The organism is Gordonia bronchialis DSM 43247, from assembly GCF_000024785.1.
Taxonomy (GTDB): Bacteria; Actinomycetota; Actinomycetes; order Mycobacteriales; family Mycobacteriaceae; genus Gordonia; species Gordonia bronchialis.
The window spans coordinates 2,312,206-2,324,770 of record NC_013441.1; the positions used below are offsets into that span (position 1 = coordinate 2,312,206).

The 12,565-nt window shown below is 68.4% G+C and carries 12 protein-coding genes; 8 read left to right on the forward strand and 4 right to left on the reverse strand.

Going from position 1 to position 12,565, the window contains the following annotated elements:
* Positions 1 to 27: 27 nt before the first annotated feature.
* Positions 28 to 411: a DUF1304 domain-containing protein gene (locus GBRO_RS10820; protein WP_012833983.1), complete on the reverse strand. Its 384-nt coding sequence runs from the start codon at positions 409 to 411 to the stop codon at positions 28 to 30.
* Between the two features lie 78 nt (positions 412 to 489).
* On the opposite strand from GBRO_RS10820, the gene GBRO_RS10825 reads away from it, so the two are divergent.
* Together GBRO_RS10825 and GBRO_RS10830 are read left to right on the forward strand one after the other, a co-directional pair.
* Complete coding sequence (locus tag GBRO_RS10825) at positions 490 to 1,065, forward strand: TetR/AcrR family transcriptional regulator (RefSeq protein WP_012833984.1); 576 nt, start codon at positions 490 to 492, stop codon at positions 1,063 to 1,065.
* Positions 1,066 to 1,164: 99 nt separating this feature from the next.
* Entirely contained in the window at positions 1,165 to 1,929 is a 765-nt protein-coding gene (locus GBRO_RS10830; protein ID WP_012833985.1) for an HAD-IIB family hydrolase, read from the forward strand.
* Positions 1,930 to 1,948: 19 nt separating this feature from the next.
* Here the strand turns inward: GBRO_RS10830 and GBRO_RS10835 are convergent, their stop codons facing one another.
* Both GBRO_RS10835 and GBRO_RS10840 read right to left on the reverse strand, forming a co-directional pair.
* On the reverse strand, positions 1,949 to 2,791 hold the full coding sequence (locus tag GBRO_RS10835; protein ID WP_012833986.1) for a tyrosine-protein phosphatase: 843 nt from the start codon (positions 2,789 to 2,791) through the stop codon (positions 1,949 to 1,951).
* Positions 2,792 to 2,817: 26 nt separating this feature from the next.
* On the reverse strand, positions 2,818 to 4,581 hold the full coding sequence (locus GBRO_RS10840; protein WP_012833987.1) for an alkaline phosphatase D family protein: 1,764 nt from the start codon (positions 4,579 to 4,581) through the stop codon (positions 2,818 to 2,820).
* Positions 4,582 to 4,746: 165 nt separating this feature from the next.
* Here GBRO_RS10840 and GBRO_RS10845 point away from each other — a divergent pair, with 165 nt between their 5' ends.
* Both GBRO_RS10845 and GBRO_RS10850 read left to right on the forward strand, forming a co-directional pair.
* The gene (locus tag GBRO_RS10845; RefSeq protein WP_041919852.1) at positions 4,747 to 5,532 is read left to right on the forward strand and encodes a DUF427 domain-containing protein; all 786 of its coding nucleotides are present in this window, start codon (positions 4,747 to 4,749) and stop codon (positions 5,530 to 5,532) included.
* A gap of 3 nt (positions 5,533 to 5,535) precedes the next feature.
* Complete coding sequence (locus tag GBRO_RS10850; protein ID WP_012833989.1) at positions 5,536 to 6,468, forward strand: LLM class flavin-dependent oxidoreductase; 933 nt, start codon at positions 5,536 to 5,538, stop codon at positions 6,466 to 6,468.
* Positions 6,469 to 6,486: 18 nt separating this feature from the next.
* Here GBRO_RS10850 and GBRO_RS10855 read toward each other — a convergent pair whose 3' ends face one another.
* Positions 6,487 to 7,416, reverse strand: coding sequence for a LysR family transcriptional regulator (locus GBRO_RS10855; RefSeq protein WP_012833990.1), 930 nt, complete (start codon positions 7,414 to 7,416; stop codon positions 6,487 to 6,489).
* 94 nt (positions 7,417 to 7,510) lie between these two features.
* Here GBRO_RS10855 and GBRO_RS10860 point away from each other — a divergent pair, with 94 nt between their 5' ends.
* The 4 genes from GBRO_RS10860 (at position 7,511) to GBRO_RS10875 (ending at position 12,515) form a co-directional block, all read left to right on the forward strand.
* Entirely contained in the window at positions 7,511 to 8,629 is a 1,119-nt protein-coding gene (locus tag GBRO_RS10860) for a class I SAM-dependent methyltransferase (protein ID WP_115311689.1), read from the forward strand.
* Positions 8,630 to 8,760: 131 nt separating this feature from the next.
* On the forward strand, positions 8,761 to 9,513 hold the full coding sequence (gene thyX / locus GBRO_RS10865; protein ID WP_012833992.1) for an FAD-dependent thymidylate synthase: 753 nt from the start codon (positions 8,761 to 8,763) through the stop codon (positions 9,511 to 9,513).
* A 117-nt stretch (positions 9,514 to 9,630) separates the two neighbouring features.
* Positions 9,631 to 10,536, forward strand: coding sequence for a 4-hydroxy-tetrahydrodipicolinate synthase (gene dapA, locus GBRO_RS10870; protein WP_041920419.1), 906 nt, complete (start codon positions 9,631 to 9,633; stop codon positions 10,534 to 10,536).
* A complete protein-coding gene (locus GBRO_RS10875; protein ID WP_083775573.1) occupies positions 10,536 to 12,515 on the forward strand; it encodes a ribonuclease J in 1,980 nt (659 codons plus the stop codon). The genes dapA and GBRO_RS10875 overlap by 1 nt, the downstream gene beginning before the upstream one ends.
* The last annotated feature ends 50 nt before the right edge of the window (positions 12,516 to 12,565 follow it).

Sequence of the window (12,565 nt, forward strand, 5' to 3'; positions counted from 1 at the left end):
CTGGTGCTTTCAGGGCGGCCGCGGCTATCAGGCCAGGGCCACGGTGAGTGCGGCGATCGCGAGCAGCGGGGGAGTCAGTTGCACGAGCGCCGGGCGCGCCTTTGAGCGATCGGAGCTGATCAGGACGATGCCGGCCAGGGCCATCGCGCCGCATCCGGCATACACGAGGGCGGCCCCGACGGCATGTCGGTCGGCGAGCAGCAGTACGGCGCCGATCGCGGCGATCGCAGCCAGGAACAGGTTGTAGAAGCCCTGGTTGAAAGCGAGCGCCCGCGTGTGTGCTGCCTCGGTCTCCGTGGTGCCGAAGACGGCGCGGCCCCGCGGGGTCGACCACCAGAACGCCTCGAGCACGAAGATGTAGCAGTGAATGGCCACGGCGACGAACGCGACGAGGGCTGTGATGAGAAACATCGCTCTCCGATCATTGTGTAACGACCGGTCCAATATATGATCGTGGTGGCCACAAGACAACCGAACGTGAGGTGCATCATGGGGCGCAGGCCGGGTTTCGACGCCGCGCAGGTCATTGCCGTGTCCCGAAATCTGTTCTGGAGCAGAGGTTTCGACGCAGTATCGGTGTCCGACGTGGAGGCTGCGACCGGGCTGTCGCGCTCGAGCCTGTACCACGCCTTCGGCAGCATGCGCGGATTGTTCGACGCCGCGGTGAACGACTATCTCGACAACGTGGTGCGACCGCGGCTGAGTGCGCTGCGCGGTGACGACGTCGACGGCGACGCACTGCCCGACTATCTGCGGGGCCTGTCGGCGGCGATCGAACACCTCGAGAGGTCCGACGCCCCGACCGGATGCCTCCTGATCGGCACGGCCTCGGGCACGCTCGCCACCGACGACACCATCCGCCGCGTCATCGCGGACTACCATGCCGAGCTCTTGGCCGCGATCACCCGCGGTGTGCGAGCGCGTTACCCGTCGGACACCGATCCCGAGGTCTCCGCGCGCGCCACCGCGATCACCGGGGCCGTTGTGGCCGCCATGACGCTGGCCAGGGTCGACAGCGCGGCCGCCGTCGATCTCGTCGATGTGACGCTGGCGACGCTGCGCTGAGCGGCACGTGTGGACCCGGTCACCCGGGACCTCCGCGCAACGTCGAGGATGGGATGCTGGCTACCGGAGGAAGCGGGTGCTTCGCGAAAGGGGACAAGGATGTCGGTCAGCTACCAGGGACGTGACTATCGACTGGTCATGTTCGATCTCGACGACACACTCGCGCCGTCGAAGAGCCCCCTGGCCGACAACATGGTGGCGCTGCTGCGTCGCATGCTCGGCGACACGCTGGGATGCATCATCTCCGGCGGTCGCTTCGGCCAGTTCCAGTCGCAGGTCCTCGACCGGCTCGGCGTGTTCGAGACGATGGGTAATCTGCACCTCATGCCGACCTGCGGCACCCAGTACGTCCGCTGGTCGGGTGAGGCGTGGGAGACCGTCTACGCGGAGTACCTCAGCGACGACGAGAAGAAGCGCACCCTCGACGTACTGGAGACCGGGGCCCGTGAGCTGGGGCTCTGGGAGTCGCAGACCTGGGGGCCGATCCTGGAGGATCGCGGCAGTCAGATCACTTTCAGCGCGCTGGGACAGTCGGCTCCGGTCGACGCCAAGTCGGCCTGGGATCCCGACGGTGCCAAGAAGGAGTCGCTGCGCGCGTACGCGGCCCAGCGATTGCCCGACCTCGAGATCCGCAGCGGCGGGTCCACGTCGGTCGACGTCACCAAGAAGGGCATCGACAAGGCCTACGGCGCCAACAAACTCATGCACATCCTCGACCTCGGCATCGACGACATCCTGTTCTTCGGTGACCGACTCGACGAGGGTGGCAACGACTACCCGGTCAAGGCGCTGGGCATCACGTCGATTGCGGTCCACGGCTGGGAGGACACCTTCGCCAAGTTGTCGGAAATCGTCGACAACTGAGGCGGCGTTCGGAACGAGATCAGGCTTCGGTGCCCCAGCGCAGCACACTGAACGTCGTGTGCGGGGCGGTGGACAGCAGGTTCTTCTTCAGGGCGGCGACGTCGCTCATGCTCAGTCCGAGCCCTCGGTGCACGTAGTTGTCGAAGCTGCCGTAGGTGCTGTTCGCGGTGGCGAAGGCGGTACGCAGCCAGGCGATATTCACCCCGTTGAGCGGATCGTTCGCGCTGGCGTGCCGGAATGTGTTGCTGGCCAAGAAGTCTCGCTCGACGGCGGTGCGGTCGACACCCAGAATGGTCAGCAGGATCGCCGCGGTCCAGCCGGTGCGATCCTTACCCGCGCTGCAATGGAACAGCACCGAGCGACCGGTCGCGGCGACGTTCTTGATCTCCAGCAACGTGTCGCGGAAAGCTCGTCGGGCGTTGGCGTCGGTGACAAATGCGCGGTAGGCGCTCGGCAGGTCGACGAGTGTCGAGGGCGGTGTGGCGCCGAGGACGTCGAAAACCTCGGTGTGTGCGCCGGGGACGGGACGGTCGGGCTGTAGCGCACGTTCGATGCCGGTGCGCAGATCGATGATCGTCGCGAGTCGCCGCTGTGTCAGGGCCCGCTGGTCGGCGGGCGTCAGCCGGGACAGATTGTCGCTGCGGAGCACCAGGTCGCGGACCAGCCGGCCGTCGCCGGTGCGGTACGCCTCGAAGGTGCGCGTGTTCTCGGTGCCCGCCAGGGCCACCGCGACGGGACCGGCGGGAGCCGGTGCGGCGGTGGCGATCCCGGATGTGGCGGACGCCACCAGCGCGGGAGCGGTGGCCAGGGTGACCGCCGTGGTGACGGCGGCCGCGGCACGGATGAGACGGTGAAGTGACATGATTTCTCCTCGGTTTGGTCGACCGGTCAGTCGACCGGCCGACTGACCGGTTGGACGCGTTGCGAGCCGCTCGGCACCCGGAACGAACGCGCGTGACGCTGCCCGGTCTTCGGGTCGGCCTTCTCGTCGACGAAGTACCAATCCATCTGGGTGGCGGCGGGGGTGACCGTCAGTACGGCATACCCGTGGGAGTCGAACTCGTTCCAGCGCACGTGATGATTCGCGGTCATGATCGCCGGCGGGACAGCGGCGCCGAGAGTGTTCGCGGGCACCTTCAGGATGTCGTCGATGTTGCTCGAGGTGACCGACGTGACGACGAGTTCGGTTGCCAGCGAGCCACTTCCGGGATAGGACGCCACCTCGGCGGGGATGTCACACGCCCAGGACGAGTGGATGTCGCCGGTGATGAACACGACGTTGTCGATGTTGTTGCGACGCACCGCGTCGAGCAGCCGGCGCCGGTCGGCGGTGTAGCCGTCCCACTGGTCGGGGTTGTAGGGCACACCCCGCGTGGGAACGCCCAGCAACTCGGTGAGGGCAGCGGTGGTCCGCGGATCCAACGGCGGGATCACCACCGGCGTGATCATCACCGGGTTGCCGACGATGCGCCAGCGGGTCTCCGAGCTGACGAGGCCGTGGGTGAGCCAGTTCATCTGGGCCGCACCGGTGATGGTGCGGGCCGGGTCGTCGATGGCGCGCGAGGTCGAGGAGACCTGGCGGTCGCGGTAGGTGCGCAGGTCCAGCATCGACAGTTCCAGCAGCCGGCCGAAACGCAGGCGGCGGTACAGGTGCCGGCCGTTGGCGTCGACACCCGGCCGCACCGGCATCCACTCGTAGTAGGCGCGTTCGGATGCCGCCTTGCGGGTGACCCACGAGCCTTCGTCCGGTTGATGATTCTCCGCGCCGCCCGACCATGCGTCATTCGCCGATTCGTGATCGTCCCAGGTGCAGATCCACGGATGCGCCCGATGAAGCCGGGCCAGATCGGGGTCGGTCTTGTACTGGGCGTGCCGAATCCGGTAGTCGCGCAGGGTGATGATCTCGTTGCGCGGGCGGTGAGTCCGTACCGGTCCGGTCTTGCCGGTGTACCCGCCGGCTTCGTACTCGTAGAGGTAATCGCCGAGGTGCACGATCGCGGTGAGGTCGGGCTGTGCCGCGAGGTGACGGTAGGCGCCGAAGTATCCGGCTTCCCAGTTGGCGCACGACACCACCCCGAACCTGACCTTGCCGACGTCGGCACCGGACGCGGGTGCGGTACGGGTGCGTCCGATCGGCGACACCGCTCCCGCCGCCGGTCCCGAGGTGACCCGGAAACGGTAGTGGTACACCGAATCCGGCGACAGTCCGGTGGCGTCGACCTTGACCGTGAAGTCGGCGTCGGCGGTCGTGATGTGACGCCCGGCGGCCACCGGTGCGGCGAACCCGGTGTCGGTGGCGACCTCCCAGGCCACCTCGGTCGCCGGGCCGACACCCGAGCCCGGCGTCGCCGAGTCCGTCGGGGTGATCCGAGTCCACAGGATCACGCGGTCGGGGAGCGGGTCGCCGGACGCGACGCCGTGTGCGAAGACACGGCTCGGCCTCGGCGCGGCGGTCGCGGTCGCGACGTGACCGAGCGCGACCGCGCCACCGGCCACCATCCCGGACCGCAGAAAGGTCCGTCGGGTGGTGGATGACGAGATGTGTGTCCCCGGACGCTCTCCGGCGTCGGGTGTGTGTCCCGGAATGCTGACCCCCGAACGATGTCTGTCACCGATTCGATGATCGGTGGGCTGGAAGAACTGCGCGCTCATGATGCGCCATCACGACGCCCCCGGCGAGCGTGTGCTGCGTCACGTCTTCGGTGGCGCCTGGGACTTTACCGTCCCGTCGCCAAGCCTTCACCGGGGGCTTGCCTGCCTCGGGGGAGTCCGCCGAACCACGTGTGTGCGGTGCGGTCGAGGAGGACGATGAGACCTATGGCCATCGCGATGGACACATTCTCGATGTCGACTCTCGGCGACCTTCGATGGTCGGACATGCGCCGCCGGGTCCGCGGCTCGGTGGGCGGCCGCACACTGGTCGACTCCACGCGCGTCCGGCAGGTGTGGGAGCCCCACCGTGTGGTCGGCCAGTATGCCCTGCCCACCGACGACATCGCGGAGGTCCTGGTCGGCGGACAGCACATCGATGCGGTGACCGAATCGCCCGCGATCCTCACTCCGGAGGACGATTTCGCGATCCACACCTGCCCCGGACGGGTATGGGGAATTCGCACCGCCGCCGGCGAGCTACCCGGTGCCGGATTCACCCCCGACGACCCGGATCTCGCCGACCACGTCATCCTGGACTGGGCCGCCTTCGACGAATGGACCGAAGAGGAACAGGTGGTCGTCGGCCATCCGCACGATCCGTTCAAGCGGATCGACTGCCTGACCACGAGCCGTCACGTCATCGTGACGGCGGGCGGCGTCGTCCTGGCGGACACCACCTCGCCGACGCTTCTGCTCGAAACCTTCCTTCCGCCACGCCATTACGTGCCGCGCGCGGATGTACGCCTGGACCTGCTGGTACCCAGCGAGACCATCACCACGTGCGCCTACAAGGGCCATGCGCAGTACTGGTCGGCGGTCATCGGCGACCGCGTGATCGAGGACGTGGCCTGGACCTACACCGACCCGCTTCTCGACGCCCTGCCGGTGCGCGACCTGATCTGCTTCTACGACGAGCGAGTCGACGTCCGCGTGGCGGCCACGTCCGGTTGAGGGATGCAGGCCGCGGTTCACCTTCCGCAGGTCCCGTTCGCGGGCCCGGCCACCGAGTTGCCGGCTCGGGCACGCGACGTCGTCGACGCCGCGGGTGATCTCGGGTTCGTCGCGGTCAGTGCCAACGACCATTTCACCTTCTCGACGCAGTGGGTCGACGGGCTCATGCTGCTCGCGTCCATCGCGGAGCGTGCCGGCCCGCTGGAATTGATGACCACGGTCGCGCTGCCCGCTCTGCGTGGGCCGGTCGCCTTCGCCTCGTCGATCACGGCGCTCGCGGCAATGTCAAAAGGTCGTGTCGTGGCCGGGGTCGGTCCCGGCTCGTCGGCTGCCGACCATGGACTGGCCGGCCTCGACTGGTCGCGTCGATGGCAACGGTACGACGAGACCCTCCAGGTTCTGCGCTCGTTGTTGGGCGGTGACGGAGTGCCGGCCGGGTTGCGCTTCTACGCCCCCGCCGACCAGCCGACTGCGGTGCTCACCGACGTTCCGCATGTGCAGCTCTGGCCGGCGTCGTGGGGGTCGGAGGCCGGGTTGCGGCGGGTGGCCGCTCACGGTGAGGGCTGGCTGGCCTCGGCATATCACACGTCACCGGACGAATTCGGCTTGGCGCGTACACGACTCGAGGCGGCGCTGCGGCGGCGTGGCGCGGACCCGGGCGGGTTCGGACATGCGGTCGTGACGATGTGGACCTACGTCAGCGACCGGCCGGAGACGACCCGTCGAATACTGGCCGACGTGCTGGCACCGGCCCTCGGCCGTGCGCCCGACGCCTTGCGGGGACGGGTGTGTGTGGGCAGCCCCGCCGAGTGCACCCGACTCGTCGGGGCCTACGCGGCGCAGGGCTGCCGGCGCATGCATTTCTGGCCGATCGCCGACGAGGTCGAACAGCTCGAACTGCTTGCCCACCATGTCCTGCCGGGTGTGGTGCAGTGAGCCGGACCGGTCTCGCGGTCAGGTCCGGCGGTCGGTGCCGAACCTGACCGTCGCGGCCCGCAACGCCTCGATCATTGCGTCGGAGGCGTGGGGCCGAAAGGCGCTCATCGGCCGCGCGACGCCGACGACACGGGCCGGGGCGCCACCGGAGAGTTCGCGTGCGACGACGCCGGGTATGCGCCGCGCCGCGACCAGTCCGGGCACGACGGCGATCCCGAGTCCCGCCGCGACAAAGGACTGCACGGCCAGGTAGTCATCGGAGGTGAGTGCCACATTCGGCTCGAAACCCACTGCGCGACAGGCGGTACGGGTGATCGAGAACCACGTGCTCGAGGGAGTCCCGCCCACCCAGCGTTCGTCGGCCAACTCGGTGAGTCGGGGAGCCGCGGCGCGTTTGGCCAACCGATGCCCGCCGGGCACCAGGAGACGGTAGCTGTCGGTGAACAGTGTGGTCAGCTCGATGCCGCGATCGGCGCCAGGCAGTGTGGGCGCACTCGGGTCGTCGAAGACCAGACACACGTCCAGGCGACGCTCGAGTAGCCGGGGCAGCAATCCCTGCAGATGGTCGTCGACGATGTCGATCCGCGCATCGGGGACGGCTGCGGCGACCTGCCGGATTGCTCGCGGGACGAAAGTGGCCAGCGCCGTGGGGAATCCGCCGACGCGCAGGTGGCGGTGGTGACGTCCGGCCAGGGCGTCGAGGTCGCGCTGTGCCTCGGACAGGCGGTCGGCAACCGCGGCGCCGTGTTCGGCGAGGACCCGGCCGGCCCGCGTCAACTCGACCGGACGTGAACCGCGGGTGACCAATTCGAGCCCGACGTGACGTTCGAGCGTCGCGACGTGCTGACTGACCGCCGACTGAGTGATGCCGAGGGCGGCGGCCGCAGCGGAGAACGACTCGGCACCGTCGAGGGCGACGAGGACGCGGATCGACACGACCGACCGCATAAGTTCCACTTATCGAATTGTAGTCGTCTGTCTTGTGACTGATGTGCCGGACGCGTGATCGTTGAATCCCGTACCTGCAACGAAAGGCCGGCCGATGACCGCCCAGCACCGCACAATCGCCGCCGACTCCATCGCCGACTCGGAAGAACCGGAGCAGACCCGCACGTCGGAGGACGCGTTGATGTCCTTCGTCTTCCGGGCGGTCGACGAGGTCGGCGCCACCTTGAACACCGCGCTGGTGGTCCTGGGGGACAAACTCGGCTACTACCGGGCCATGACCGGTGGTCCGGTCACCGCCGCGCAACTGGCGGAATCGACGGCGACTGGGCTGCCGTACGCGCGTGAATGGCTCAACGCGCAGGCAGCAGGCGGCTTTGTCGACTACGCGCCCGCCACCGGCCGGTACACGCTGCCACCCGAGCATGCGGTGGCGCTGACCGACGAGTCGAGTCCGGCGTTCGTCGGCGGGCTCTATCAGATCGCGTTGGGTACCGTCGCCGATTCCGCTCGCGTCGTCGAGGCCGTCCGGAACCGCGGCGGGCTCGGGTGGCATGAGCGCAACGCGGATGTCCACCTCGGCTGTGAGCGGTTCTTCACACCGTCGTACGCGGCCCATCTGGTCGGGGAGTGGCTGCCGGCGGCCGGAGTCGCCGACGCAATGACGGCGGGTATCCGCGTGGTGGACATCGGATGCGGCCACGGCTCGTCGACGATCCTGATGGCCGGTGGCCACCCGGCCTCCACCTTCATCGGAGTGGACTCTCACCCCGAGTCCATAGCCCTGGCCCGGCGCAGGGCGATCGACGCCGGCGTCGCGGACCGGGTCGACTTCGAGATCGCCTCCGCGAGCGAGGATTCGACACATCGCTGCGAGCTCGTCACCACCTTCGACGCCCTGCACGACATGGGTGACCCCGATGGTGCCGCGGCCCGCGTCCACGAGATGCTCGTCGCCGGTGGCCACTGGATGATCGTGGAACCGATGGCCGGTGACCGCGTGGAGGACAACCTCACCCCGGTGGGTCGCGCCTACTACGGGTTCTCCACCCTGCTGTGCACCCCGGCCTCGTTGTCACAGCCGGTCGGCACGGCCATCGGCACGCAGGCGGGGCCCGCCCGGATCGCCGAGATCGTGACCGGCGCCGGCTTCGCTTCCTGTCGCACGGTCGCGCAGACACCGTTTCATCGCGTCCTGGTCGCCGAACGCGGGTGAGCACCCGGCGCCCACCCCCGCGTTCACCCACGGCCACACGCAGAGTCACCCTGAGCACGACTCCCTCGTCTCGGTGGGGGACAATCGTTGCCGGAGAAATCACGGGTGGGATGCGAAACGGAGGAGTCGACGTGTCGGAACTGGTGCCACTGAAGGTGCAGATGGTGGCCATGACCCAGTTCACGCCACCCGCCGACGTGCCGTGGAGCACCGACGCGGACGGCGGTGAGGCGCTGGTGGAGTTCGCCGGTCGTGCCTGCTATCAGAGCTGGGACAAGCCCAACCCCCGCACCGCGACCAACGCGGGGTACCTCCGGCACATCCTCGAGGTGGGACACCTATCACTGCTGGAACACGCATCGGTCACCTTCTACATCAGCGGCATCTCCCGCTCGTGCACGCACGAACTGATCCGGCACCGGCATTTCTCCTACTCCCAGCTGTCCCAGCGATTTGTGCCCGAACACGACTCCAACGTCGTGGCGCCGCCGGCGATCGTCGGAGATCCCGAGCTCGAGGCGATGTTCACCGCGGCCACCGACGCGAGCCGCGCGGCCTACACCGAACTGCTCGCCGCGCTCGAGGCGAAGTTCGCGGACGTACCGAACGCGATCCTGCGTCGCAAACAGGCACGGCAGGCGGCGCGCTCGGTCCTGCCGAATGCCACCGAGACCAAGATCGTCGTCACCGGCAACTACCGGGCCTGGCGGCACTTCGTGGGGATGCGGGCCACCGAGCACGCCGACGTGGAGATCCGGCAGCTCGCGGTCGAGTGCCTGCGCCAGCTGATGCGGGTGGCGCCGACGGTGTTCGGCGATTTCGAGATCGGCACGCTGGCCGACGGTACCGAGGTCGCGACGTCGCCGTTCGTCCTCGAGGGCTGAGCGGCTCACCTGCGCCGATCACCCGATTCCCGGACGGCGGGTGCGGTGGGCGACACCCCTCTGACGTGGTGACGGCCGATGCGGGATTACGAGGTCGGAGGCGGTAGCCTGAGCACCATGAACGCAGTCGAAGAACAACTGCACTCGCATCCCTTCGGGACCAATGCGGTGGCGATGGTGACCCCGTTCACGCCCGATGGCGCAGTCGACTTCGACAAGGCCGCCGAGCTCGCCGAGCACCTCGTCGCGAAGGGATGCGACGGTCTCGTCGTGTCCGGCACCACCGGTGAGTCACCCACCACCACGGTGCGCGAGAAACTCGACCTGCTGCGCGTCGCCCTCGACGCCGTCGGCGACCGGGCGCGGATCACCCAGGGGGCCGGTAGTTACGACACCGCCGAGAGCGTCCGGTTCGCCATCGAATCCGAAAAGGTCGGTGCGCATGGGCTTCTCGTCGTGACGCCGTACTACTCGAAGCCGCCCCAGGCCGGTCTGCTCGCGCACTTCCGGACCATCGCCGACGCCACCGAACTGCCCGTCCTCCTCTATGACATCCCGCCACGCTCGGTGGTGCCGATCGCCAACGACACGATGCTCGCGCTCGCCGAACATCCGCGGATCAAGGGTGTCAAGGATGCCAAGGGTGATCTGCACTCCGCGGCCGGGATCATCGCGAGCACCGACCTGGAGTACCTGTCCGGCGAGGACGCCCTCAATCTGCCGTGGCTGGCGGTCGGTGCCACCGGATTCGTCAGCGTCATCGGGCATCTCGTCGCGGACCGGATGCGGGATATGCAGATCGCGGTCGAAAAGGGTGACCTCAAGACGGCCCGGCAACTCAACACCTCGATGTTGCCGCTGGTCAATGCGATGGGCCGGCTCGGTGGGGTGACGATGGTGAAGGCGTCGCTGCGCATTCTCGGTTTCGAGGTCGGTGACCCCCGCCTGCCGCAGGTCCCCGCGAGCGGCCCGCAGATCGAAGAGCTGATCGTGGACCTCCGCGCCGCGGGGCTGCTGTCCTGATGGCCGGCCCCGATCGTCAGCCGCCTGTCCGTCGACGCGCCGCGAGCCGCAAGGCCGGGCCGCCGGAACCCGCGCCCGAGACACCGCCCGCCGCCCCGGCCGCGGATACCACGCCAGAGGTGTCCACCCCAGAGGCGTCCACCCCGTCCGGCGGCTCCGGACGTCGAGGTGACGCGACTCCGAAACACGCTGTGAAGCAACAGGATCAGAGCAGTCCGGCAAAGTCGGGACGGCGCAAGGGACGACACGAGCGCGGGGAGTCCCGGCCGGCCGTCGCGCGAGCGGCGGATCCCGCGGCCCAGCGGCTGGGCACGCCCCGTCGGTTGCCGCGGGGCGCGCTGCGGGTGGTGGCTCTCGGCGGGATCGGCGAGATCGGCCGCAACATGACCGTCTTCGAATACGACGGCCGACTGCTCATCGTCGACTGCGGTGTCCTGTTCCCCGAGGACGCCCAGCCCGGCGTCGACCTGATCCTGCCGGACTTCCGCTATATCGAGGACCGGATGGACGACGTCGACGCCGTGGTCCTCACCCACGGCCACGAGGACCACATCGGCGCGATCCCGTTTCTGCTGCGGCTGCGCGGGGACATCCCGGTGGTCGGATCGAAGTTCACGCTCGCGCTGGTCGAAGCCAAATGCCGCGAACACCGGCTGCGTCCCCGGCTCGTGGAGGTCCGCGAGGGCGAACGCACGACGCACGGACCGTTCGACTGTGAGTACTTCGCCGTCAACCACTCGATCCCGGATGCGATCGCGGTCGCGATCCGCACACCCGCCGGTCTCGCGCTGCACACCGGTGACATCAAACTCGACCAGCTGCCCCTCGACGGCCGGCTGACCGACCTCGCCGGTTTCAGCAGACTGGGCGACGAGGGCGTGGACCTGTTCCTGGTGGACTCCACCAACGCCGAGGTGCCCGGCTTCGTCACCCCCGAACGACAGATCGGCGGCGTGCTCGATCAGGTCATCGGCAAGGCGCGCGGACGGGTCATCGTCGCGTCCTTTGCCAGCCACGTGCACCGTATCCAGCAGATCATCGACGTCGCGCACACCCACAACCGCCGGATCACGTTCGTCGGGCGGTCGATGGTGCGCAACATGCAGATCGCCCAGGACCTCGGGTACCTGCACGTACCCGACGGCGTCGAGGTCGACATGGACACCGCCGCCACCCTGCCCGATCACCGGGTGGTGCTCATCTCCACCGGCTCTCAGGGCGAACCGCTCTCGGCGCTGTCGCGGATGGCCCGCGGTGAGCACCGTCAGATCAACATCCGTCCGGCCGACCTGGTGGTGCTCGCATCCTCGCTGATCCCTGGCAACGAGAACTCGGTGTTCGCCGTGGTCAACGGGTTGGCGAAGCTGGGGGCCACGGTCATCACCCAGCAGAGCGCCAAGGTGCACGTGTCGGGTCATGCCTCGGCCGGCGAACTGCTCTATCTCTACAACGCGGTCCGGCCGTCCAATGCGATGCCCGTGCACGGCGAATGGCGTCACCTTCGGGCCAACGCGGCCCTGGCCGTCGCGACCGGGGTGCCCGAGGACCGGGTGGTCCTCGCCGAGGACGGCGTGGTGGTCGACCTGGTCGACGGGCGCGCCGAGATCGTGGGTCGGGTGCCCGTGGGTCACGTGTACGTCGACGGGCTCTCCGTCGGTGATGTGGGTGAGTCGACGCTGTCCGAACGTCTCGTGCTCGGCGAGGGCGGATTCATCGCGATCACCGTCGCGGTGAACACCGCAACCGGCAAGGCGGTGAGCACTCCCGAGGTGTCTGGTCGCGGATTCTCCGACGATCCGGGTGCTCTGAAGGAAGCGGCCGAACTGGTGAACCAGACCCTCGACGCGCTTGCCGCCGAAGGCGTCACCGATACCCATCGCATCGCACAGACGATCCGCCGTGCCGTCGGTCGCTGGGTGGCCGACACGTATCGACGCCGGCCGATGATCGTGCCGACGGTTCTCGCGGTGAACGGTTGACCTCACGGCTGGGACATGAACCCGCAGGCGTTCCTTCGCGGCGATAGGCT

Bases quoted from the DNA above. Each gene is read 5' to 3' on its own strand.
- GBRO_RS10820 (WP_012833983.1), bottom strand. From the start codon at position 411: ATGTTTCTCATCACAGCCCTCGTCGCGTTCGTCGCCGTGGCCATTCAC.
- GBRO_RS10850 (WP_012833989.1), top strand. From the start codon at position 5,536: ATGCAGGCCGCGGTTCACCTTCCGCAGGTCCCGTTCGCGGGCCCGGCC.
- GBRO_RS10835 (WP_012833986.1), bottom strand. From the start codon at position 2,791: ATGTCACTTCACCGTCTCATCCGTGCCGCGGCCGCCGTCACCACGGCG.
- GBRO_RS10825 (WP_012833984.1), top strand. From the start codon at position 490: ATGGGGCGCAGGCCGGGTTTCGACGCCGCGCAGGTCATTGCCGTGTCC.
- GBRO_RS10845 (WP_041919852.1), top strand. From the start codon at position 4,747: ATGGCCATCGCGATGGACACATTCTCGATGTCGACTCTCGGCGACCTT.
- dapA (WP_041920419.1), top strand. From the start codon at position 9,631: ATGAACGCAGTCGAAGAACAACTGCACTCGCATCCCTTCGGGACCAAT.
- GBRO_RS10875 (WP_083775573.1), top strand. From the start codon at position 10,536: ATGGCCGGCCCCGATCGTCAGCCGCCTGTCCGTCGACGCGCCGCGAGC.
- GBRO_RS10830 (WP_012833985.1), top strand. From the start codon at position 1,165: ATGTCGGTCAGCTACCAGGGACGTGACTATCGACTGGTCATGTTCGAT.
- GBRO_RS10855 (WP_012833990.1), bottom strand. From the start codon at position 7,416: ATGCGGTCGGTCGTGTCGATCCGCGTCCTCGTCGCCCTCGACGGTGCC.
- GBRO_RS10860 (WP_115311689.1), top strand. From the start codon at position 7,511: ATGACCGCCCAGCACCGCACAATCGCCGCCGACTCCATCGCCGACTCG.
- GBRO_RS10840 (WP_012833987.1), bottom strand. From the start codon at position 4,581: ATGAGCGCGCAGTTCTTCCAGCCCACCGATCATCGAATCGGTGACAGA.